Consider the following 20960-nt stretch of genomic DNA (forward strand, 5'->3'; position numbering starts at 1 on the left):
GCAGCGGCGACGGTCATCCTCTATAAGAGATAGTTTTCCATTATAAGGGACGAGGATGAAGGAGGGCATCATGCGGAAGACCATCGTGGCGACGGATCGGGCGGCACCCGCCGTCGGCCCCTATTCCCAGGGCATCCGCCTTGGCGACCTGGTGTTCGCGTCCGGCCAGTTGCCGATCGCCCCGGAGACCGGCGCGATGCCGGAGGGCGTCGAGGCGCAGACCCGGCAGTCGATCGCCAACCTGAAGGCCGTGCTTGAGGCGGCCGGCGCCGGACTGGATACCGTGGTGAAGACGACGGTGTTCCTGAAGGACATGGACGAGTTCGCGTCGATGAACGCGGTCTACGGCGGCGTCTTCGCCGGCCAGCCGCCCGCGCGCTCCACCGTCGAGGTGGCGCGGCTGCCGCGCGACGCCCGGGTCGAGATCGAAGCCATCGCGTTCGTCAAGCAGGACTGAAGCCATGACCGATACCAACGACGCCCCGGCCATGGTCGAGGCCTTCGCCCATCCCGCCGGCAAGGCGGCCACCGCGGTGCCGGGTGGCGCCATCGGCTGGCGCGGCGTGCTGCTGCACATCCACATCGCGCCGTCGGCCAGCTACGAAATGGAGGAACTGGCGGAGGGGCTCTGCGTGGCCGGGCGCGGCATCGTGGGCGACCGCTACCACGCCGGCAGCGGCACCTACTCCAAGAAGCCGGACGTGCGCGAGGTGACGCTGATCGAGCAGGAGGCGCTCGACGCGCTGATGCGCAACGATCCGCCATTGCAGGACGGCGTGCTCCGGCTCCGGCCCGGCGACCATCGCCGCAACCTGACGGTCCGCGGGGTGCCGCTCAACCACCTGGTCGGCCGGCGCTTCCGCATCGGCGAGGTGATCCTGCGCGGCGGGCGGCTGAACTTCCCGTGCAAATACCTGGAGGAGCTGCTCGGCATGCCGGTCTATCTGCCGCTCTACAACCGGTCGGGCCTGAACTGCGGCATCGAGCGCGGCGGCGTGATCCGCCCCGGGGACGTCATCGAGCTGGCAGAGTGATGCCATGACCGCACGCATGATCATGAAGCTGCGCGTGGACACCGCCCGCCGCGTCACCCCGCGGGTGCTGCACCTGTCGCTTGTCCACCCGTCGCGGCCGGAGCTTCCGGCCTGGACGCCGGGGGCTCATGTCGACCTGCGCCTGCCCGACGGACGGATCCGCCAGTACTCGCTGTGCGGCGATCCGGCCGAGCGCGGCCGCTACGACATCGCCGTCAAGCGGGAGGACGACGGTCGCGGCGGATCGGCCTGGATCCACGGGAACCTGCGCGCCGGCGACATCGTCCATGTCTCGGCGCCGCGCAACAATTTCCCGCTGGCCGAGAACGCTACCCGCCATGTCATGGTGGCCGGCGGGATCGGCGTCACGCCGTTCCTGGCGATGGCGCGTCATCTCGCGGCGTCGGGGGCGGATTTCACCCTGCACTGTTGCGCCCGGTCGGAGCTGGAGGCCCCGCTGCTCGGCGAGCTGCGCGCGCTGTGCGGCGGGCGGCTGGTGCCCTGGCTGTCCGCGGAGGGGCGCCGCTTCGACCCGGCGGTGCTCGGCCGGTCCGAGCCGGGAACCCACCTCTACGCCTGCGGGCCGCAGGGATTGCTGGACACGGTCCGGGCCCATGCGGCGGGCGCCGGGTGGGCGGACGACCGGGTTCACGTCGAAGTGTTCCGGCCGACCCCCGACCTGTCCTTCAAGCCCGAACCGTTCGAGGCGCGGCTGGCGTCGACCGGGGAGGTCCTGCACGTGCCGGCCGACCGCTCGCTGCTGGCGGTGCTGCGCGAGCGCGGGATCGCCATGCCGTCGTCCTGCGAGACCGGCGTCTGCGGGTCCTGCGTGTGCGGCTACCGCGACGGCATCGTCATCCATCGCGATGCCTTCATCCCGGTGCGGGACCGTCAGGACCGGCTGGCGCCCTGCGTGTCCCGCGCCCGCGTCTCGGTGACGCTGGATCTTTAGCCCGGATCATTCACCGGGGTTCCGGAGGGTCGTCCGCAAGTCCCCATGCCCGTCTTGGGCCGCCACGCACGAATTCCCCTGTCGCAAGGTCGTCGCGACAGGATGGTGGCCGGGAGTGGCGGAGCCGCGGGATCAAGGCTTCGGAGCGGGCGCCGGGTTCGGCGCCCGGCCGGGGCCGCTGTGTGACGTCACACACCACCCCGTGCCGCGCCGGCTTGACAGTTCCGGGGGCTTGAGACAACCCTCAAAGCGCTTTCCCCTGCTCCACGGGACTCCATGACCCCCGACGAACTCCGCAGCTTCCGTGAACGCCGCGGCGAGAACCAGACCGGGTTCGCGCAGTGGCTCAACGCCCGGCTCGGCCGCAAATACGACAACGCGACCATCAGCCGGTGGGAGTCGGGGGCCGAACGCATCCCGGCCAAGGTGGCGGAATTCGTCGCCGGGCTCAGCCACCGCCCGGCGCGGGTCATCGCCGTCGCCAACCAGAAGGGCGGCGTCGGCAAGACCACCACCACGCTCAACCTCGCCTACGCCCTGGGGGAACTCGGCCGGCGGGTGCTGGTGGTGGACGCCGACCAGCAGGCGACCGCCACCGAGGGCGCCGGGCTCGACCCGATGGCCTTGCAGGACGAGCGGCGCGGGCTGGAGGACGTGCTGTTCGGCGAGACCGCCATCCGCGACGCCATCGTGCGGCGCGACGGCTTCGACATCCTGCCCTGCAGCATCGCCCTGGCCGAAGCCCAGATCAAGATCCTGCTCGACCCCGACGACGGCCGCTATGCGCTGCGGGAGCGGCTGGAGGAGGTGCAGCACGATTACGATTTCGTGCTCATCGACTGCCCGCCGGAACTGGCGCTGATCACCGTGACCGCGCTGGTCGCCGCCGACCAGGTGCTGATCCCGACCAAGGCCAGCCGCTACGACGTGCGCGGCATCCCGCTGATCCTCGACACGGTGGCCAAGATCCGGCGGCGCCAGAATCCGGGCCTGGGCATCCTGGGCATCCTGCCGACCATGTTCAACCGCAGCTACGCGGTGGAGCAGCAGGTGCTGAACGACCTGCGCGGCCTGCTGGAGGGCCGGGCGCGGATCTTCGAGCCGATCCCCCGCTCCACCGAGGTGGACCAGGCGACCTACGCCGGCGAGCTGCCGATCCGGGCGCTGCCGAAGAGCCATTCCATCAGCGCCTACCGCAGCATGGCCCGGGAGATCATCGATGGCGACTAGGAACTGGCGCAAGGCCGGCGGGGCCGAGGCCCTGGCCAGGGGGCTGGGCAAGGGGTCGGCCGGGGGACAGGCCAGGGGAGGGGAGAGCGGGGGGAACCTGCTGTTCGGCGGCGGCGCTCTGCGCGACACGGTGTCCCTGCGCCTGACCGACGTGGTGCCGAACCCGGGCCAGCCGCGGCGCCACTTCGACGAGGAGGAGCTGCAACAGCTCGCGGCCTCCCTGCAGGCGGTCGGGCAGCTCTCCCCCATCCTGGTCAAGCCGCACCCCGACGAGCCGCGGCGCTACCTGCTGGTCGCCGGCGAGCGGCGCTGGCGCGCCGCCGGCGTCGCCGGCCTCGGGACCATCGCGGCGCACATCCTCGACCGGGACGCCGACGCCGAGCGCATCGCGCTCATCGAGAATCTCCAGCGCGTGAACCTGGCGCCGGTCGAGGAGGCGGAGGGCATCCAGCGGCTGGTCGAGCGCCATGGCTACGCCCAGGAGCAGGCCGGCGCCCTGCTCGGCCGCTCGCGCACCGAGGTGAACACCACCCTCACGCTGCTGCGCCTGCACCCGTCCATCCGCAAGGCCTGTGTGACGTCACACACCGGCCTGCCCAAGGCGCTGCTGCTGGAGATCGCCCGGATGGACACGCCGCAGCAGCTCGCCGCCTGGGAGCGGGCGAAGGCCGGCGCCCTGACGGCGCGCGACGCCCGCTCCGCCCGCAGGACCGGCGGAGCCGCGACGGAGGGCGGGGCCACGGCCGCCGCGGCCATCCCCCGCTCGGCCCGGACCCGCTTCATCGCCGCGCTGCCGAAGCTGCAGAAGGGGCTGGAGACCGGCCTCGCGGCGGTCGCGGCGGATCAGGCGGCGCTCGACGGCAAGGACGAGGAGCGCCTGCGCGAGCTGCGCCGGCGGCTGTCCGCCTGCGCCGCGGCTATCGGCCGGATTCTGGGCGAGGAGGGCGAGGACGGGGCGGGCTGACCGCGCGCGCCGGCCGCCGCGACCGCGGCGGCGCGCCCACATGGGCGCGGAAAGCCTGCGTGGCGTTTGAACGCAATAGGGCAAGCCAAGTCATTGGCTTGCCGGTATCAGCCCTCCAGGCTCTTCTCCAGGCGGTCGAGCGTGCGCATGGCGGGCAGGCACTGGGCGACGCTGGCGTTGGGCTCCCGCCGGTCGCGGATGGCGGAGAAGAACTCGCGGTCGATCAGCTCGATCCCGTTGCTGGACACGGTCAGGCCGCTGAGGTCGATCCGGTTGTCCTTGCCGTCGTACAGGTCGTCGTAGCGCGCGATGTAGGTGCCGTTGTCGCAGATGTAGCGGAAGAAGGTGCCCAGCGGCCCGTCGTTGTTGAAGGACAGCGACAGCGTGCAGATGGCACCGGACGGCACCTTCATGCCGATGCTCATGTCCATGGCGATGCCGAGCTCCGGGTGAATCGGGCCCTGCAGGGCGTGGAACCGCGAGGCGACCTCGCCGGTCTGGTACTGGAACAGATCCACGGTGTGGCAGGCGTGGTGCCACAGCAGATGGTCGGTCCAGCTGCGCGGCTTGCCCAGCGCGTTCATGTTGGAGCGGCGGAAGAAATAGGTCTGCACGTCCATCTGCTGGATGGTCAGCTCGCCGGCCCGGATGCGGTTGCGGATCCACTGGTGGCTGGGGTTGAAGCGCCGGGTGTGGCCGGCCATGGCGACCAGCCCGGTGGCCTTCTGCACCGCGACCAGCCGTTCGGCGTCGGCGAGGTTGTCGGCCATCGGGATCTCGACCAGCACGTGCTTGCCGTGTTCCAGGCACTGGATGGCCTGCGCGGCGTGCAGCGGCGTCGGCGTGGCGAGGATCACCGCCTCCACGTCCGCGCGCTCCAGGCTCTCGCCCAGGTCCTTGGTCCAGTGCGGGATGCCGCGCGCCTTGGCGAGACCCTCGATGTCGTCGGGCCCGCCGCCGACCACGGAGACGACCTCGATCCCGTCGATCGCCGCCACCGCCTCCAGGTGCTTCACGCCGAAGGCGCCGGCCGCGCCCGCCACACAGATCCTCATCGCGTCCACTCCTTGCGGTTCCTGTCCGGACGCGCCATGACGGCGGCCGTCCCGCGCCGGCCGTCCCTCGCGGTCCCCCGGCGCCGGGGGCAGGGATAGCAGCCGACGGCGCCCTGCGGAAATTGGATGCCGGCCCGGGCAATTCGTTTTCTGAATAGCGGGCGGCGTGGCCGGCGACCGCCGCTCACACGCGGGGCACCGGCGAGGCCGCCTGCCGCCCGGCCTCCCGCAGCAGGGCGAGGAAGCGTTCCTGGGTGGCCGTCGGGTGCCAGCCCCGCCGCACGGTGAGGCCGATCGGGCGCTCCGTCCCGCCCAGATCGACGGGCAGGATGACCAGCAGCCCCAGCTCGTGCTCGTGCCGGATCTGGTGGGCGGAGATCAGGGTCAGCCGGTCGCTGCCCAGCAGCAGGCCGCGCACCAGGATCTGCGAGCTGGTCTCGACCAGCCCGCGCGGCCGGCGGCTGGCGAACAGCGTCTCGAAACGGTCGCGGGTCGGCGTGCCCCGGCGCGGCACCACCCACTGGCAGCCGGCCAGATCGTCCGGTGTCAGCGCCGCCTTGCGCGACAGCGGGTGGAAGGCGCGGGCGACGACCGCCAGCGGGTCCTCGAACAGCGGCTCCTGCACCACGTCGTCGATCGGCAGCGGGTCGCGCAGCGCGCCGATCAAAACGTCGATCTCGCCGTGCCGCAGCCCGTGGAGAAGGTCGTCGTAGGGGCCGTCGATCACGTCGATGTGCACGTCGGGCCGTTCCCGCACCAGGGCGTTGACGGCGGTCGGCAGGATGTAGGGCCGGGACAGGGGCATGCTGCCCACCACGATCCGGGCGCTGTCGCCGCCCGGCCCCTCGCCCACCTCGGCGAAGCCCTGCTCCATCTCCGCCACGGCCAGCTTCACATGCTGCACCAAGGCTTTGGCGGGCGGCGTCAGGGCGATGCCGGCGACGGTGCGGACGAACAGCGACAGGCCGGACAGCCGCTCCAGGTCGCGGGCGGCGCGGTGGATGGTCGGTTGCGAGATGCCGACGGTGCGCGCCGCCAGGCTGAAGTTTCCGGCGTCGGCCACCGCCGTCAGCGCGCGGATCTGGGCCACGGTCAGCAGCTGGTCGAAGTCGGCCAGGCCGCGCGCACCCTTGCGCCCGCCGATGCGGATCGCCTCCCGCGTGCCGGTGCGCAGCCGCTCCAGCGCCCGTTCCGCCCGGTCGAGGAACAGCGCCCCCGCCGCGGAGACGGCCATCCCGTCGGGGCGGCGGTCGAAGAGGGAGACGCCGACCTCCTCCTCCAGCTTGGCGATGGCCTGGGTGATGGCGGGCTGGGACAGGTGAACATGCTCGGCCGCCTGGCTGATGCTGCCGCGCCGCGCCACCTCGCAGAAGGCGCGCAGGTGCCGGATGTTGGGCATCCGTTTCATGGACCATTGTGCTCCGCAGCATCGCTTGGAAACAGGCTATAGCAAAACACAATAGGGCGGAAGGGAGTTCGAAATTGGAAATCCCGCCCCCCGGGCGGATGATGCCGGCATCGGAATTCGATCGCCCACCGAAGCGACGCCCACCTCAAGGACCCATCCGGGGAGCGGACATCCATGGCACAGAACAAGACGGCGTTCGTTCTCAGCGCCCATTCGGCGGACTTCGTCTGGCGCGCCGGCGGCGCCATCGCCCTGCATCAGAAGAAGGGCTACGCCGTCACCGTCGTCTGCCTGTCCTATGGGGAGCGCGGCGAGTCCGCCAAGCTGTGGAAGCAGGAGGGCTGCACGCTGGAGCGCGTGAAGACGGAGCGCCGCAAGGAGGCCGAGGCCGCCGCCAGGGCGCTGAACGTCCACGACATCCAGTTCTTCGATCTCGGCGACTACCCGCTGGAGATCGACCGCGAGGCCAAGTTCCGCCTGGTGGACGTGATCCGCAAGGTGCAGCCCGCCTTCCTGATGAGCCACTCGCACTACGACCCGTACAACACCGACCATTCCCACGCGACCCGGCTGCTGATGGAATGCCGGATGATCGCCCAGGCCTGGGGCCACAACCCCGGCCAGAAGGTTCTCGGCGCGCCGCAGCTCTACCTGTACGAGCCGCACCAGACCGAACAGATGGGCTGGAAGCCGGACGTCTTCCTGGACATCACCGAGGTGTGGGACAACAAGCGCGCCGCCATCGAATGCATGGCCGGGCAGGAACATCTCTGGGATTATTACACCAACCTGGCGCAGAACCGCGGCAACCATTTCCGCCGCAACTCCGGCGGCCAGGCCGGCGGCCGCAACGCGCGCTACGCCGAGGGTTTCCAGTCGGTCTATCCGCGCACCGTGGACGAGCTGTGATGAACGTCGTCATCCGCGACATCGAGCGCCCCGACCCGGCGGTGACCGCCGGTCTGGCCGAATGCGGGGTCGCCACCGTGCACGAGGCGCAGGGCCGCAAGGGTCTGCTGGCCTCCTACATGCGGCCGATCTACGCCGGGGCCCAGCTCGCGGCGCCGGCGGTGACCATCCTGGCCCCCCCGGCCGACAATTGGATGCTCCACGTCGCCATCGAGCAGGTGAAGCCGGGCGATATCCTGGTTCTGGCCACCACCTCGCCGTCGGACGCCGGCTATTTCGGCGACCTGCTGGCGACCTCGGCGAAGGCGCGGGGCGGCGTCGGGCTGGTGATCGACGCCGGCGTGCGCGACATCGCGACGCTGACCGGGATGGGCTTCCCGGTGTGGTCCAAGGCGGTCTGCGCGCAGGGCACGGTCAAGGAGACGCTGGGCTCGGTCAACGTTCCCGTCGTCTGCGCCGGTGAACTGGTCAACCCCGGCGACGTGATCGTCGCCGATGACGACGGCGTCTGCGTGGTCCGCCGCGAGGAGGCCGCCGGGGTGCTGGTGAAGGCGCGGGACCGGCTGGCGAAGGAGGAGGAGAAGCGGGCGCGTCTGGCGGCCGGCGAACTCGGCCTCGACATCTACGACATGCGCGGCACGCTCGCGGCCAAGGGGCTGAGGTATGTCTAGCGGCGTGCGCTGCATGTGGATGCGCGGCGGCACCTCCAAGGGCGGGTACTTCCTGGCCGACGATCTGCCCGCCGACACCGCCGCGCGCGACGCCCTCCTGCTGCGGGTCATGGGCTCGCCCGACCCCCGGCAGATCGACGGGCTGGGCGGCGCCGATCCGCTGACCTCCAAGGTGGCGGTGGTGCGCCGGTCGGAGCGGCCGGGCGTCGATGTGGACTACCTGTTCCTCCAGGTGTTCGTGGACCGGGCCGTCGTCACCGACGCGCAGAACTGCGGCAACATCCTGGCCGGCGTCGGGCCTTTCGCGATCGAGCGGGGCCTCGTGGCCGCGCGCGACGGCGAGACGCCGGTGACCATCTTCATGGAGAACACCGGCCAGACCGCCGCCGTCCGGGTGCGGACGCCGGGCGGCGTGGTCGCCTACCGCGGCGACGCGCGCATCGACGGGGTGCCGGGCACCGCGGCCCCGCTGCCGGTGGAGTTCCGCGACACCGCGGGGTCGAGCTGCGGCGCGCTGCTGCCCACCGGCAACGTGGTGGACGAGTTCGACGGCGTGCCGGTGACCTGCATCGACAACGGCATGCCGGTGGTGGTGCTGCGGGCCCGTGATCTCGGGGTGCGCGGCGACGAGAGCCGCGCCGATCTCGACGCCGACGCGGCCTTGAAGGAGCGGCTGGAATCCATCCGCCTGCAGGCCGGGCCGCGGATGAATCTCGGCGACGTCCGGGACAAGTCGGTGCCCAAGATGACGCTGGTCAGCGCGCCGGCCAACGGCGGGGCGATCGCCACCCGGACCTTCATCCCGCACCGCTGCCACGCCTCCATCGGCGTGCTGGGCGCGGTCAGCGTGGCGACGGCCTGCGCGCTGGCGGGCTCCCCCGCCGCCGCACTCGCCACGGTGCCGCAAGGGCCGACGAAGACGCTGAGCATCGAGCACCCGACGGGCGAGACGACCGTGGTGCTGGAGCTGGACGGGGCGGGGAACGTCGCCCGCGCCGCGTTGCTGCGCACCGCGCGCAAGCTGTTCGACGGCGTCGTCTACGCCGACTGAGCTCTTACCTGGGGGACTGTACCCATGGACGCCGACTATCTGCCCTACCACCCCGCCCCCCGCAAGCCGGCCTACACGCCGCCGCCGGGCGCGGTGGATGCCCACTGCCATGTGTTCGGGCCGGGCGACCGCTTCCCCTACGCCCCGGCGCGCAAATACACCCCCTGCGACGCGCCGAAGGAGACGCTGTTCGCGCTGCGCGACCATCTGGGCTTCGCGCGCAACGTCATCGTCCAGGCGACCTGCCACGGCACGGACAACCGGGCGCTGGTCGATGCCCTGAGGGCGTCGGACGGGCTGGCGCGCGGCGTCGCCTCGGTGGGGCCGGACATCACGACGGACGCGCTGCGCGACCTGCACGAGGCGGGCGTGCGCGGCGTGCGCTTCAACTTCGTCAAGCGGCTGGTGGACGCCACGCCGAGGGAGGTCTTCCTCGGCATCGCCGAGCGGATCGCGACGTTCGGCTGGCACATCGTCGTCTATTTCGAGGCGCCGGACCTGGAGGGGCTGATCCCCTTCCTGAAGCAACTGCCGACCGTCGTGGTGGTCGACCATATGGGCCGTCCGGACATCGCCAGGGGGGCGGAGCACCCCGGCTTCCAGCGCTTCGTCGCGCTGATGGAGGAGCTGCCGACCCTGTGGAGCAAGGTCAGCTGCCCCGAGCGGCTGAGCCTCGAAGGCCCGGCGACCGGCTACGCCGACGTCGTCCCCTTCGCCCGGACCCTGGTCGACCGCTTCACCGACCGGGTCCTGTGGGGAACCGACTGGCCGCACCCCAACATGACATCGCACATGCCCGATGACGGCGCCCTGGTGGACGTCATCCCGCGCATCGCCACCGACGCCGCCAAACAGAAGGCGCTGCTGGTGGACAACCCGATGCGTCTCTACTGGTCCGCGTGATCCAACGAACAAGACAGGAGGAAACCCCATGGCGTCTCCCACACGCCCCGAGCCGATCCCCGGCACCGTCATCTTCGATGGCGAGCAGGCCATGAAGGGCTATGCGCTGAACAAGATGTGCTACTCGTTCAACGAGGCGCGGAACCGCGAGGCCTTCCTGGCGGACGAGGAGGCCTACTGCGCCCGCTACGGCCTGAACGACGCGCAGAAGGCGGCGATCCGCAACCGCAACGCCCTGGAGTTGCTGGCGGCGGGCGGCAACATCTACTACCTGGCGAAGTTCGTCGGCATGCTGGGCCTGAACGTGCAGGACATCGGCGCCCAGCAGACGGGCATGACCGTCGAGGACTTCAAGGCGAAACTCAAGGCGGCGGGGAACTGAGGCCATGGCACGCATCGTCGGTGGAATGACCTCCTCCCACATCCCGGCCATCGGCAACGCGATCGCCGGCGAACTCTTCGAGGACCCCTACTGGAAGCCGTTCTTCGACGGCTATCCGGCGGCGCGGGCCTGGCTGGACAAGGTCCGGCCGGACGTCGCCATCGTGATCTACAACGACCACGGGCTGAACTTCTTCCTCGACAAGATGCCGACCTTCGCGATCGGGGCCGCGGCCAGCTACCGCAACGACGACGAGGGCTGGGGGCTGAAGCCGCTGCCGCCCTATCCCGGCGACCCGGAGCTGTCCTGGCACCTCATCAACGCCCTGGTGAACGACGAGTTCGACATCTGCTCCTGCCAGGAGATGCTGGTCGACCACGGCTTCACGGTGCCGATGTCGCTGTTCTGGCCGGATCGCGTCGGGATGACGGTGCGGACCATCCCGGTGGCGGTCAACACCGTGCAGCACCCGCTGCCCACCCCCGCCCGCTGCTTCAAGCTGGGGCAGGCGATCGGCCGGGCGGTGGAGTCCTACGGCCGGGATCTGAAGGTGGTGGTGGTCGGCACCGGCGGCCTGTCCCACCAGCTCGACGGCCAGCGGGCGGGCTTCATCAACAAGGATTTCGACCTGATGTGCATGGAGAAGATCGTCAGCGACCCGGAGGCGCTGACCCGCTACTCCATCCATGACCTGGTGCGGCTGGCCGGCGCGCAGGGGGCCGAGCTGATCCTGTGGCTGATCATGCGCGGCGCCCTGGGCGGCACGGTTACCAAGGTCCACAGCCACTACCACATCCCGATCTCCAACACCGGCGCCGGCCTGCTGGTGCTCGAAAACGCCGCCTGAGCGGCAGCGGCCCGGACGGACGTCGAACCCCCGCCCCCTCCTCCGCCAGCGGCGGAGGAGGGGGCGGGGGTGTCGGCGCGTGCGCGCGTGTCCGGCGGGGACCAGCGTGGGGGCCCGCGTTGAGGCCGCCGGGTTTGCCGGCGGCCCCACGCAACGGCCCCCACGAATGGCCTACGCGGCGAGGGCGACGCCCAGATGGCGTTCCATGAGGGCGTGGTCGCCGCGCAGATCGGCGGACGCGCCCTCATGGACGACCTGCCCGCGGTCGAGCAGCAGCACGCGGTCGGCGAAGTCCAGCGCCCGGTCGACCTGCTGCTCGACCAGGATCATGGTGACGGCGAGCCGCGACAGGGCCTGCATCAGCTGGTCGCAGATCACCGGGGCCAGGCCCTCCAGCGGTTCGTCGAGCAGCAGCACGGTCGGCCGGCCGAGCAGGGCGCGGGCCACCGACAGCATCTGCTGCTCGCCCCCCGACAGGTTGCCGCCGCCGTTGCGCCGCCGCTCCTTCAGGCGCGGGAACAGCTCGTAGGCCTCCTCCAGCGCTGTGCGCGGCCGGCCCTTCAGCCCGGTGACGAGGTTCTCTTCCACCGTGAGCGAGCGGAACACGTCGCGCGTCTGCGGCACATAGCCGAGCCCCGCCGCCGCCCGCGCCGCGGCACCCAGCCCCGTCAGCTCCACCCCGTCCAGCCGGATCGAGCCGGCGTGCCGGGTGGTCTGCCCGACCAGCGTGGCCAGCGTGGTGGTCTTGCCCACCCCGTTGCGCCCGAGCAGGGCCAGCCGCCCGCCGGGCGGCACGGTGAAGGCGAGACCCTCGACGATGCGCGTCTCGCCATAGCCGGCGGTCAGCCCGGCGATCTCCAGATGACCCTCAGTGCGGCTGGACATCGGCCCGGCTCCCCAGATAGACCTCGCGCACGCGCGGATCGGCGGCGATCTCCCGCGCCGTGCCGCTGCACAGCAGGCGCCCCTGCGCCAGCACGACGATGCGCCGGGCGAAGCGGAACACCAGATCCATGTCGTGCTCGATCATCAGCACGGCGAGGTCCGGCGGCAGCCGCTCCAGCGCGTCGAGGATGCGGTGGCTCTCCGCGTGCGGCACGCCGGCCGCCGGCTCGTCGAGGATCAGCACCTTGGGCTTCAGCGCCAGCGCCAGCGCGATCTCCAGCAGGCGCTGCTGGCCGTAGGCGAGCCGCCCGACCGCCGTGCCGGCCACCGCGGTCAGGCCCATGCCGTCGAGCAGGCCGGCCACCTCGTCGGCCAGCCCCGGCACCCGGCCGACGCTGGCGAACAGGCGGTGGGTGTGGCCCTCGCGCTCCAGCACGGCCAGCTCCAGATGCTCGCGCACCGTCATGGAGCGGAACAGACGGGCCACCTGGAAGGAGCGGATCAGGCCGCGGCGCACCCGCGCTTCCGCCGGCAGGCGGGTGATGGTCTCGCCGGCCAGCCGGATGGTGCCGGCGCACGGCTCCAGCACGCCGGTGACCAGGTTGACGAAGGTCGTCTTGCCGGCGCCGTTCGGCCCGATCAGGGCGCAGCGCTCGCCCGCATGCAGGGCCAGCGTGATGCCCGCGGACACCTGCAGCCCGCCGAAATTCTTGCTCAGCCCCTCGACGTCGAGCAGCGCGGTCATGGCCGGTCTCCCCTGGTGAAGCGGTCGGCGAGCGAGGCCAGCCCGCCGGGCAGGAACAGCACGGTGCCCATCAGGAACAGGCCGATGAACAGCATCCAGTGGAACGGGTCGGTGGCGGCCAGCAGATGGTGCACGGTCATGAAGGCCACGGTGCCGAGGATCGCCCCCCACAGCCGTCCGGTGCCGCCCAGCACCAGCATGACCAGCGCCTCGGCCGACCAGGAGAAGCCCAGGCTGTCCAGCCCGACGATGCCGCTGGTCACCGCGCTCAGCGCCCCGGCCACCCCCGCGAACACCCCGGCGACGGCGTACATCGCCACCAGAAGACGCTTGGGCGAACCGCCGAGTGCCGCGACGCGCACGGGATCCTCCCTGACGCCCCGGCAGGCCAGCCCGAAGGGCGAGCGGACGATGCGGCGCGCCACCAGGAAGCCGGCGAGCAGCACGGCGAGCGCGAACAGGTAGGAGGTCCGGCCGTACATGTCGAAGCGGAACAGGCCGAGCAGCGGCCCGGGATCGATGCCCGACAGGCCGTCGCTGCCGCCGGTCAGGTCGCGCGCCTTGTTGGCGACCTCCTGGACGATCTGCGCCACGGCGATGGTCAGCATCAGCAGCGTCAGGCCGCGCCCGCGCAGGATCAGCGTCCCCGTGGCGAGCGCGATCAGCCCGCCGGCCACGCCGCCGACGGCGAGCAGGACCAGCGGGTCGGCGACCAGATGCACGGCCGCGATGCCGGCGGCGTACGCCCCGGTCCCGAACATGGCCGCCTGTCCCAGCGTGGCGATGCCGGCGTAGCCGAGCACCAGATCGAGCGACAGCACATAGAGGGCGGCGGTGAGGATCCGGGTCATCAACCCCAGATCGTCGGGGAACAGCCAGAAGGCGGCCAGCCCCAGCGCGGCGAGCAGCGGCGCCGCCGCACCATCGCGCAGGCGCTGCGGCCGGGACGCCCGCCCGCCGTGCGCGGGTGCGCTGGCGGTGGCGGCGTGGTTGGTGGCGGCGCTCATGCGGCCCTCCCCCGGAAGAAGCCGTGCGGCCAGCGGAACAGGATGAGGATGAGGGTGGCGTAGAAGAAGAACTCGCCGAAGTTGGGGATCAGGTATTTGCCGGCCGTGTCGACGACGCCGAGGGCCAGCGCGGCCGCGGCCGAGCCGGCGATGCTGCCGGCCCCGCCGACCGCCACCACCGCCAGGAACAGGACGATGTAGCGGATCGCGTAATAGGGTTCGAGCGGCAGCAGCTCGGCGCCCAGCACACCGCCCAGCGCGGCGAGGCCGGTGCCGAGCGCGAAGGTGGCGGCGTACAGGCGCTCGGTGCGGATGCCCAGCGCCGCGGCCATGTCGGGGTCGTCCACGGCGGCGCGCAGCCGGATGCCGAAATCCGTGCGCTCCAGCAGCCACCACAGCGCCAGGATGGTCGCGACCCCCACGGCGATGACGAAGGCCCGGTGGGTCGGGATGGCCTTGGGGCCGAGCGCCAGCGTGCCCTGGAGCGGCTCCGGCAGCGGGATGCGCTTGAGGGTGGGGCCGAACAGGTAGTTGATGCCGGCGACGATGACGAAGGTCAGGCCGATGGTCAGCAGGACCTGGGCCAGTTCGTTGGCCTGGCCGTAGATGCGCCGGTAGAGCAGCCGCTCCAGCGGCAGCGTGGCGACGACGGTGAGCAGGACCGCGCCGGCGAGTGCGGCCGCGTAGGGCAGGCCGAGGCCTTGCGCGGCGAAGGAGGCGACGTAGCCGGCGACCATGGCGAAGGCGCCGTGCGCGAGGTTGACCACGCGCATCAGGCCGAGCGTGACCGACAGGCCGACGGAGATGATGAACAGGATCATCCCATAGGCGACGCCGTCCACGGCGATGCCGAAGAGCGTTTCCATTCTGGAGCTCCCAACCGGCCCGCCCGGCACAGGGCGGGAAGCGGGCCGGACCCGGACAGGGGGTTGTACCAAGTCCCGATGAGTTGCACTCATCGGGACCTGGTTGGGCCGTTGAGGCCCCGCGGGCTCATGCCCGCGAAGGCAAGCGGCCGGATGGCCGCGCCCGCCGTCTGAGGGCCCATGGACCGGTCACGATCCATGGTGCGTGGTCCTACTTGCCGACCTTGTAGCCGTAGTCGGGCTGGGCGGCGAAGGCGGCCACCTCGCTGTTCTGCAGCCGGCCGTCCTTGCGTTCGGTGACGCGCAGATAGATGGTCTGGGTGACGTGGCGGGAGTCGGGGTCGATGACCAGCGGCCCGCGCGGGCTCTCCCAGGCCATGCCCTTGACCGCCGCCACCGCCTTGGCGCCGTCGGAACTGCCGCCGGTCGCCTCGATCATCTTGTAGATGACATGCGTGCCGTCGTAGGCGCCGACCGAGGTGAAGGTGACGGTGTCGGAGGAGCCGAACAGCTCCTTGTGCTTGGCGACGAAGGCGCGGTTGAGGTCGCTGTCGTGCGCCTGGCTGTAGTTGAAGGTGGTGGTGATGCCGAGTGCGGCGTCGCCCAGCGCCGGCAGGTCGGGTTCCTGGGTGATGTCGCCGGGGCCGAAGAACTTCACGCCGGCGGCCTTCAGCCCGGTGTCGGAAAAGGCCTTGGCGAAGGCCAGCGTGGTCGGGCCGGCGGGCAGGAAGGCGTAGATGGCCTCCGCACCGCTGTCCTTGATGCGTTGCATGAAGGGGGCGAAGTCGGTGGACTTCAGCGGCATGCGGATGCTGTCGACCACCTTGCCGCCGTGCTTCTCGAAGGTGGCCTTGAAGGCGGTCTCGCCGTCGATGCCGGGGCCGTAGTCGCTGACCGCGGTGGCGACCTTCCGGACGCCCTGCTTCGCCATGTGCTCGGCCAGCGGCACGGTGTTCTGCCACAGCGTGAAGGAGGTGCGGACGTAGCGCGGCGACTTCTCGGTGATGACGGAGGTCGCGGCGTTGAAGATGACGCAGGGGATGTTGGCCTCGTCGATCAGCGGCGCCACCGCCAGGGCGTCGGGGGTGAAGAAGAAGCCGGCGAGGTAGCCGACCTTCTCCTTGACCACCAGCTCCTGCGCCAGCGCCTTGCTCTGCGCCGGGTTGGCCTGGTCGAGGTCCTTGTAGACGAACTCGACCGTGTGGCCGGCGGCCGTCTTGCCGTGCTGGGCCTGGTAGACCTCGATCGCCTGCTTGAAGGTCTGCCCCACCGTGGCGAACGGGCCGGAGAACGGCGCGATCACACCGACCTTCACCGTCGCCGCCCAAACCGGGCCGGCGCCGGCAAGGGATGTCGCGAATACCGCCCCCAGCAGGGCCGTGCGCAATGTTCCAGGCATGTTTCCTCCGGTCGTGAGCCCCGCTTCTTGTCCTTGTGGCGGGGCGTGTGGATGTCCGTGACGGACCCGTCAGCGGTCCTTTGGATCGAGGCGTGCGAGAATCGCGTCGGCCAGCGCGCCGTAGTCGTCCCGGCCGATGGCCCCGGCGTCGAGCCCGAGCGCGCCGACGCGCTGCTGCCACGCGACGGCGGCGCGCGCCATGCCGCCGTCGAGGCCCAGCTCATCGACGGTGCGCGCGACCTCCCGCATCTCGGCGGCGCGGCGCACGCCGTGGGTCATCACGCGTTCCTGCATGTAGGCGGCGCGCTCCTTGAAGCCGAAGCCGGGGAAGGTGACGTCGAGGGAGTCGAGGACCACCCCGTCCACCCCGGCCCTGCGGCCGGCCAGGACGGATTCGAGGAACAGGGCCTCCAGGCCCTTCATCATGACGCTGCGGATCATCTTGATGGACGAGGCGGTGCCGACGGGGCCCGGCGCCTCCCCGGCGTCCATGTCCAGCTCCGCCAGGGCGGCCAGCGCGGCGGCGGCGTGCGGGCCGCTGACCAGAAGCGGGGTCCTGTGCAATCTGGGGTGCACGGGCGCCATCACCGCCAGATCCACATAGCGGGCGCCGGCCTCCTCCAGGATCCGGGCCTCCTCCCGCTTGGTGCCGGGGGCGCAGGAGTTGCCGTCGAGGTAGAGGGTGCCGGGAGCGATGCGCTCCGCCGCGGCACGGGCGGCGGCCAGCGCCTGGTCGGCGGTGACCAGCGAGAACACGATGGACGCACCGGCCAGCGCCTGTTCGAGGCGCTCGGCGCCGGCCACGCCGGCGGCGGCGTAGTCCGCCCATTTCCGGCCGCGCTCCGCCGCGTCGGCGGAGCCGGTCTTGATGTCGTAGGCGGCGACGCCGCCGGTCAGCCCGGCGCGGCGCCAGCCGCCGAGGAAGGCCGAGGCCGCCTCGCCGAAGCCGATGAAGGCCAGCTTCCCCACCTCCTGCGCCCGCATCGCCATCGCCGCACCCTCGCGTCCTGCGAAACCCCGTCCCCAGCATGGATATCAGCGCCCCCGGCGCCGCGGAAATTCGTTGGCGGACCAGCCCATTCGTTTTTTGAATAGTGGGCGGGATGCCGTGCGGGCATCCGCGCTCCGAACCCGGCGGTTCTTGCTGCCATGCAGCATGGGCGGCAGGGCAGCTATAGCAAAACGCAATGGCCCGGCCGGACATTTGAAATGGGATCGCCGCGGCCTTGGCCGCATGATGCCGCCACCGCAACGACGATCCGGACAGGCCCGCTCACGGGCCTCCGGGCGGTTTGCGCCCGTCCGTTCGAAAAGTGCAATTTTGTCAGCCGGTGCGCGGGGCCCGGCGGAACGCCCCGGGCGTCGTGCCGGTGAGCTTCTTGAAGAAGCGGTTGAAGTAGGCCGGGTCCTGGAAGCCCAGCTCGTAGGCGATCAGCGACACCGGGGCGGCGATGTGGATCAGGCGCCGCCGCGCCTCCAGCAGCAGGCGGTCCTGCACCAGCTCGAAGGCGGAGCGGTCGACCAGGGTGCGGCACAGCCGGTTCAGCCGCGATTCCGTGATCCCCAGCGCGTCGGCGTAGCGCGGCACCGGCCAATGTTCGGTGAAACGCTCCTCCACCAGCGCCCGGAAGCGGGTGAACAGCTCGGCGCGCACCCGGTCCGTCGGGGAGGAGCCCGCCGCCGCCGCGCGCTGGCGCTCCATCAGCAGCAGAATCCCGCGCACCAGCCACTCGCACATCATCGTCCGGCCGAGCTGCGGCCAGCGGAACTCCGTCATCAGCTGGTCCAGCAGCGCGCCGATGCGCGCCGCCGCCGCCGGGTCGCCCCCCAGCTCCAGCAGGCAGGGCTCCAGGAACAGCGCCTCGAACACGGGCCGGCCGGCCGGCCCAGCCCCGTCGAACAGGACCGCCTCGGCGACCGTCAGCACATAGCCGTGGGTGCCGGGGTGGAACCGGAAGCCGTGCACCACCGCCGGCGGGACGATCACCGCCGAGGGCGCCACCATGTCCGCCACCCGGTCGTCGATCAGCACCCGCGCCCCGCCGTCCAGCATGGCGACGAGCTGGAACAGGCCCTTGTGGGTGTGGGACGCGATCTCCCAGTCGTAGCGGCTGCTGCGGCTCCCGATGTCCTCGATGTGGATGAACTCGGCGTCGGTGGAGCGTGCCTCCTCGCCGTAGAGCGCGAAGCGCGGCACCTGGTCCACGGCATCCTCCATCGTCCTTCGTTTGTTGGAATAGTACAATTTTTCCGCCCCATCGTCCATTCCGTCGGAGCCGGCTTGCGGTTAGGCTGGACGGGCTGGAGGAACAGCCTCCGCCCGGACGCCCCGGGCTGGGCGACGGGGGCCGGGCGATCAGGACCGGACCAATCACGAGAAAAAACCGCCGACATGGCCGCCCACCCCCCTTGTGGGCGAAGGAGGAAATGCACCCATGTTCCGTTTCGATCCCTATTCGCCGGCGGTCGATGCCGATCCGTTTCCCTTCTACAGGACCCTGCGCGACGAGCATCCGTGCTTCTGGAGCGAGGAGGCCAACATGTGGGTCCTGTCGCGCTACGACGACATCGTCACGGCGCTGAACGACTGGGAGACCTATTCCTCGGCCAGCGGCAACCTGATGGACGAGATGCCGAACCGCGCCGGCAACACGCTGGGCACCACCGATCCGCCCCGCCACGACCGCCTGCGCGGCATCGTCCAGTTCGCCTTCACCCGGAAGGCGGTGGAAGGGCTGGTCGATCCGGTGCGCGCCTCGGCCAACCGGGCGCTGGACGCCGTGAGCGGCGAGCGGAGCTTCGACTTCGTCGCCGACTTCTCCAGCAAGGTGACGGTGGACGTGCTGTTCGGCCTGTTCAACCTGCCGCGCGAGAACGAGCGGATGATCCGCGACAAGGCGGTCCTGATGGTGCAGTCCGACCCGCGGACCCGCCAGAAGGGGCCGGAGCACCTCGCCGCCTTCCAGTGGATGAGCGACTACGCCCGGCAACTGGTCGAGCTGCGCAAGCGCGAGCCGGGCGACGACCTGATCACCGCGCTGATCCAGGCGGAGGTCAACGGCGAGAAGCTGGCCGACCGCGAGGTGCAGATGACCATCACCACGCTGATCATGGCCGGCATCGAATCCCTGTCGGGCTTCCTGACCATGTTCGCGCTGAACCTCGCCGACCATGCCGACGCGCGCCGCCGGCTGGCCGCCGACCCGGCGCTGATCCCCGACGCCATCGAGGAATCGCTGCGCTTCAACACCTCGGCCCAGCGCTTCCGCCGCTGCCTGCGGAGGGATGTGACGCTGCACGGGCAGACCCTGCGCGAGGGCGATTTCGTCTGTCTCGCCTACGGGGCCGGGAACCGGGACGAGCGGCGCTTCGCCAACGCGGACGTCTACGACATCGGCCGCAAGCCCAAGGGCCATCTGGGCTTCGGCGGCGGCGTCCATGCCTGCCTGGGCACCGCCTTCGCCCGGCTGGCCTCGCGCGTCGCCTTCGAGGAGTTCCTGACGCGCGTGCCGGAGTTCCGGCGGGTGCAGGAGCAGCTGCCCTGGATGCCCTCCACCACCTTCCGCAGCCCGATCCGGCTGGATCTGGCGGTGGCCTGAGACCAAGCATCATTGATCGTGACCGATCAATGAGCCCTCAGACGCCGGGCGGCCCGCATCCGCGGGCCTTGGCTTCGCGGGCATGAGCCCGCGGGGCCTCAACGGCCCAACCAAGCCCCGATGAGTACAACTCATCAGGGCTTCGACCACATTGATTTTCCGGGAAGGACCGTGACCATGGCGAAGGTCACCTTCATCGAGCACGACGGCGCCGAGCTGGTCGTCGATATCCCGACGGGCTGGACCGTCATGCAGGGCGCCGTGCAGAACGGCGTCGCCGGCATCGAAGGGGAGTGCGGCGGCTCCTGCGCCTGCGCCACCTGCCACTGCTATGTGGACGAGGCGTTTCTCGACGGGCTGCCGGCCCCCGGCGAGACCGAGGACGAGATGCTCGGCTGCACCGCGTCGGAGCGGCGGGCCAACAGCCGCCTGTCCTGCCAGATCCGGGTGACCGACGCCCTGGACGGCCTCGTCGTGCGCCTGCCGGAGGCGCAGAGCTGATGGCCGCCGGCCCCGGACCCGGCTGCTTCATCCCCGGCTTCATCATCGTGGGGGCCGGGCAGGGCGGTCTGCAGGTGGCGGAGTCCCTGCGGGCCGAGGGGTACGACGGCCCGGTCACCCTGATCGGCGCCGAGCCGGTGGCGCCCTACCACCGGCCGCCGCTGTCGAAGGCCGTGCTGGCCGGGGAGATGGAGGAGGCGCAGCTGGCCATCCGCGGCCCCGGATTCTGGGAGCGGCAGCGCATCGACCTGCTCACGGGGGTGCGGGTTGCCGGGATCGACCGCGTGGCGCGGCGCGTCCGGCTGGAGGACGGGCGCAGCCTGGACTACCGCGGGCTGGCGCTCGCCACCGGGGCGCGGCTGCGCCCGCTGCCGGTGCCGGGGCACGATCTCGACGGGGTCCTCGGCCTGCGGACCCTGGACGATGCCCGCCGTCTCCGGGCGGCGCTGGACCATGCGCGGCGGGTGGTGGTGATCGGCGGCGGCTTCATCGGGCTGGAGGTCGCCGCCGCCGCGCGCAAGCGCGGGCTGGACGTCACCATCCTGGAGGCGG

Annotated in this window: 23 protein-coding genes; 14 read left to right on the top strand and 9 right to left on the bottom strand. The window is 71.2% G+C overall.

Translation table 11 applies throughout. The annotated features are described in order from the left end of the window. Positions 1-70 precede the first annotated feature (70 nt). The 5 genes from HL658_RS33380 to HL658_RS33400 all read left to right on the top strand — a co-directional run bounded on the left by HL658_RS33380 (position 71) and on the right by HL658_RS33400 (position 4180). Positions 71-457 (top strand): RidA family protein, encoded by a 387-nt coding sequence (locus HL658_RS33380; protein WP_180286618.1) that lies wholly within the window; start codon positions 71-73, stop codon positions 455-457. Positions 458-461: 4 nt separating this feature from the next. Continuing rightward, complete coding sequence (locus HL658_RS33385; RefSeq protein ID WP_180286619.1) at positions 462-1034, top strand: MOSC domain-containing protein; 573 nt, start codon at positions 462-464, stop codon at positions 1032-1034. A gap of 4 nt (positions 1035-1038) precedes the next feature. Then, positions 1039-1986 carry a PDR/VanB family oxidoreductase gene (locus HL658_RS33390; RefSeq protein ID WP_180286620.1) on the top strand — a complete coding sequence of 316 codons (948 nt, stop codon included), beginning with the start codon at positions 1039-1041 and terminating at the stop codon, positions 1984-1986. 276 nt (positions 1987-2262) lie between these two features. Further along, entirely contained in the window at positions 2263-3216 is a 954-nt protein-coding gene (locus HL658_RS33395) for an AAA family ATPase (RefSeq protein ID WP_180286621.1), read from the top strand. Further along, positions 3206-4180, top strand: coding sequence for a ParB/RepB/Spo0J family partition protein (locus HL658_RS33400; protein ID WP_180286622.1), 975 nt, complete (start codon positions 3206-3208; stop codon positions 4178-4180). Before HL658_RS33395 ends, HL658_RS33400 begins: the two co-directional genes overlap by 11 nt. A gap of 107 nt (positions 4181-4287) precedes the next feature. Here HL658_RS33400 and HL658_RS33405 read toward each other — a convergent pair whose 3' ends face one another. Then, the gene (locus HL658_RS33405; protein ID WP_180286623.1) at positions 4288-5235 is read right to left on the bottom strand and encodes a Gfo/Idh/MocA family oxidoreductase; all 948 of its coding nucleotides are present in this window, start codon (positions 5233-5235) and stop codon (positions 4288-4290) included. A gap of 184 nt (positions 5236-5419) precedes the next feature. Beyond that, on the bottom strand, positions 5420-6643 hold the full coding sequence (locus HL658_RS33410) for a LysR family transcriptional regulator (RefSeq protein ID WP_180286624.1): 1224 nt from the start codon (positions 6641-6643) through the stop codon (positions 5420-5422). Positions 6644-6817: 174 nt separating this feature from the next. Between HL658_RS33410 and HL658_RS33415 the strand changes: the two genes are divergently transcribed. From HL658_RS33415 to HL658_RS33440, 6 genes are read left to right on the top strand one after another with little or no spacing between them, the layout of a single operon-like run. Then, positions 6818-7552 carry a PIG-L deacetylase family protein gene (locus HL658_RS33415; RefSeq protein WP_180286625.1) on the top strand — a complete coding sequence of 245 codons (735 nt, stop codon included), beginning with the start codon at positions 6818-6820 and terminating at the stop codon, positions 7550-7552. Continuing rightward, entirely contained in the window at positions 7552-8223 is a 672-nt protein-coding gene (locus tag HL658_RS33420) for a 4-carboxy-4-hydroxy-2-oxoadipate aldolase/oxaloacetate decarboxylase (RefSeq protein ID WP_180286626.1), read from the top strand. The genes HL658_RS33415 and HL658_RS33420 overlap by 1 nt, the downstream gene beginning before the upstream one ends. Then, entirely contained in the window at positions 8216-9274 is a 1059-nt protein-coding gene (locus tag HL658_RS33425; protein WP_180286627.1) for a 4-oxalomesaconate tautomerase, read from the top strand. The genes HL658_RS33420 and HL658_RS33425 overlap by 8 nt, the downstream gene beginning before the upstream one ends. Before the next feature lie 24 nt (positions 9275-9298). Continuing rightward, the gene (locus HL658_RS33430) at positions 9299-10177 is read left to right on the top strand and encodes an amidohydrolase family protein (protein ID WP_180286628.1); all 879 of its coding nucleotides are present in this window, start codon (positions 9299-9301) and stop codon (positions 10175-10177) included. Between the two features lie 28 nt (positions 10178-10205). Next, complete coding sequence (locus HL658_RS33435; protein ID WP_180286629.1) at positions 10206-10559, top strand: protocatechuate 4,5-dioxygenase subunit alpha; 354 nt, start codon at positions 10206-10208, stop codon at positions 10557-10559. A 4-nt stretch (positions 10560-10563) separates the two neighbouring features. After that, on the top strand, positions 10564-11406 hold the full coding sequence (locus HL658_RS33440) for a class III extradiol dioxygenase family protein (RefSeq protein WP_180286630.1): 843 nt from the start codon (positions 10564-10566) through the stop codon (positions 11404-11406). Positions 11407-11577: 171 nt separating this feature from the next. On the opposite strand, the gene HL658_RS33445 is transcribed toward HL658_RS33440, so the two are convergent. The 7 genes from HL658_RS33445 to HL658_RS38115 all read right to left on the bottom strand — a co-directional run bounded on the left by HL658_RS33445 (position 11578) and on the right by HL658_RS38115 (position 18514). Next, positions 11578-12291, bottom strand: a complete 714-nt coding sequence (locus HL658_RS33445) for an ABC transporter ATP-binding protein (RefSeq protein ID WP_180286631.1) — start codon at positions 12289-12291, stop codon at positions 11578-11580. After that, positions 12275-13036, bottom strand: a complete 762-nt coding sequence (locus HL658_RS33450; protein WP_180286632.1) for an ABC transporter ATP-binding protein — start codon at positions 13034-13036, stop codon at positions 12275-12277. Before HL658_RS33450 ends, HL658_RS33445 begins: the two co-directional genes overlap by 17 nt. Next, a complete protein-coding gene (locus HL658_RS33455; RefSeq protein ID WP_180286633.1) occupies positions 13033-14043 on the bottom strand; it encodes a branched-chain amino acid ABC transporter permease in 1011 nt (336 codons plus the stop codon). Before HL658_RS33455 ends, HL658_RS33450 begins: the two co-directional genes overlap by 4 nt. Beyond that, positions 14040-14909, bottom strand: coding sequence for a branched-chain amino acid ABC transporter permease (locus tag HL658_RS33460; protein WP_180286634.1), 870 nt, complete (start codon positions 14907-14909; stop codon positions 14040-14042). The genes HL658_RS33455 and HL658_RS33460 overlap by 4 nt, the downstream gene beginning before the upstream one ends. A 211-nt stretch (positions 14910-15120) precedes the next feature. After that, entirely contained in the window at positions 15121-16308 is a 1188-nt protein-coding gene (locus tag HL658_RS33465) for an ABC transporter substrate-binding protein (protein ID WP_180286635.1), read from the bottom strand. 69 nt (positions 16309-16377) lie between these two features. Beyond that, a complete protein-coding gene (locus HL658_RS33470) occupies positions 16378-17298 on the bottom strand; it encodes an NAD(P)-dependent oxidoreductase (RefSeq protein ID WP_180286636.1) in 921 nt (306 codons plus the stop codon). A 334-nt stretch (positions 17299-17632) separates the two neighbouring features. Continuing rightward, entirely contained in the window at positions 17633-18514 is an 882-nt protein-coding gene (locus HL658_RS38115) for a helix-turn-helix domain-containing protein (protein WP_343055413.1), read from the bottom strand. 229 nt (positions 18515-18743) lie between these two features. Between HL658_RS38115 and HL658_RS33480 the strand changes: the two genes are divergently transcribed. From HL658_RS33480 to HL658_RS33490, 3 genes are all read left to right on the top strand, one after another. After that, the gene (locus HL658_RS33480) at positions 18744-19907 is read left to right on the top strand and encodes a cytochrome P450 (protein ID WP_180286638.1); all 1164 of its coding nucleotides are present in this window, start codon (positions 18744-18746) and stop codon (positions 19905-19907) included. A 177-nt stretch (positions 19908-20084) separates the two neighbouring features. Further along, positions 20085-20408: a 2Fe-2S iron-sulfur cluster-binding protein gene (locus HL658_RS33485; protein WP_180286639.1), complete on the top strand. Its 324-nt coding sequence runs from the start codon at positions 20085-20087 to the stop codon at positions 20406-20408. Continuing rightward, positions 20408-20960 (top strand): NAD(P)/FAD-dependent oxidoreductase (locus tag HL658_RS33490; protein WP_180287711.1); only part of this gene is annotated, 553 nt, incomplete at its 3' end. The genes HL658_RS33485 and HL658_RS33490, both read left to right, overlap by 1 nt.

Origin of the sequence: Azospirillum oleiclasticum (genome assembly GCF_013423485.1) — a bacterium.
GTDB lineage: Bacteria > Pseudomonadota > Alphaproteobacteria > Azospirillales > Azospirillaceae > Azospirillum > Azospirillum oleiclasticum.

Bases quoted from the DNA above. Each gene is read 5' to 3' on its own strand.
- HL658_RS33435 (WP_180286629.1), top strand. From the start codon at position 10,206: ATGGCGTCTCCCACACGCCCCGAGCCGATCCCCGGCACCGTCATCTTC.
- HL658_RS33440 (WP_180286630.1), top strand. From the start codon at position 10,564: ATGGCACGCATCGTCGGTGGAATGACCTCCTCCCACATCCCGGCCATC.
- HL658_RS33415 (WP_180286625.1), top strand. From the start codon at position 6,818: ATGGCACAGAACAAGACGGCGTTCGTTCTCAGCGCCCATTCGGCGGAC.
- HL658_RS33465 (WP_180286635.1), bottom strand. From the start codon at position 16,308: ATGCCTGGAACATTGCGCACGGCCCTGCTGGGGGCGGTATTCGCGACA.
- HL658_RS33445 (WP_180286631.1), bottom strand. From the start codon at position 12,291: ATGTCCAGCCGCACTGAGGGTCATCTGGAGATCGCCGGGCTGACCGCC.
- HL658_RS33390 (WP_180286620.1), top strand. From the start codon at position 1,039: ATGACCGCACGCATGATCATGAAGCTGCGCGTGGACACCGCCCGCCGC.
- HL658_RS33380 (WP_180286618.1), top strand. From the start codon at position 71: ATGCGGAAGACCATCGTGGCGACGGATCGGGCGGCACCCGCCGTCGGC.
- HL658_RS33470 (WP_180286636.1), bottom strand. From the start codon at position 17,298: ATGGCGATGCGGGCGCAGGAGGTGGGGAAGCTGGCCTTCATCGGCTTC.
- HL658_RS33480 (WP_180286638.1), top strand. From the start codon at position 18,744: ATGTTCCGTTTCGATCCCTATTCGCCGGCGGTCGATGCCGATCCGTTT.
- HL658_RS33405 (WP_180286623.1), bottom strand. From the start codon at position 5,235: ATGAGGATCTGTGTGGCGGGCGCGGCCGGCGCCTTCGGCGTGAAGCAC.
- HL658_RS33430 (WP_180286628.1), top strand. From the start codon at position 9,299: ATGGACGCCGACTATCTGCCCTACCACCCCGCCCCCCGCAAGCCGGCC.
- HL658_RS33450 (WP_180286632.1), bottom strand. From the start codon at position 13,036: ATGACCGCGCTGCTCGACGTCGAGGGGCTGAGCAAGAATTTCGGCGGG.
- HL658_RS33420 (WP_180286626.1), top strand. From the start codon at position 7,552: ATGAACGTCGTCATCCGCGACATCGAGCGCCCCGACCCGGCGGTGACC.
- HL658_RS33395 (WP_180286621.1), top strand. From the start codon at position 2,263: ATGACCCCCGACGAACTCCGCAGCTTCCGTGAACGCCGCGGCGAGAAC.
- HL658_RS33455 (WP_180286633.1), bottom strand. From the start codon at position 14,043: ATGAGCGCCGCCACCAACCACGCCGCCACCGCCAGCGCACCCGCGCAC.
- HL658_RS33385 (WP_180286619.1), top strand. From the start codon at position 462: ATGACCGATACCAACGACGCCCCGGCCATGGTCGAGGCCTTCGCCCAT.
- HL658_RS33410 (WP_180286624.1), bottom strand. From the start codon at position 6,643: ATGAAACGGATGCCCAACATCCGGCACCTGCGCGCCTTCTGCGAGGTG.
- HL658_RS33400 (WP_180286622.1), top strand. From the start codon at position 3,206: ATGGCGACTAGGAACTGGCGCAAGGCCGGCGGGGCCGAGGCCCTGGCC.
- HL658_RS33485 (WP_180286639.1), top strand. From the start codon at position 20,085: ATGGCGAAGGTCACCTTCATCGAGCACGACGGCGCCGAGCTGGTCGTC.
- HL658_RS33425 (WP_180286627.1), top strand. From the start codon at position 8,216: ATGTCTAGCGGCGTGCGCTGCATGTGGATGCGCGGCGGCACCTCCAAG.
- HL658_RS33460 (WP_180286634.1), bottom strand. From the start codon at position 14,909: ATGGAAACGCTCTTCGGCATCGCCGTGGACGGCGTCGCCTATGGGATG.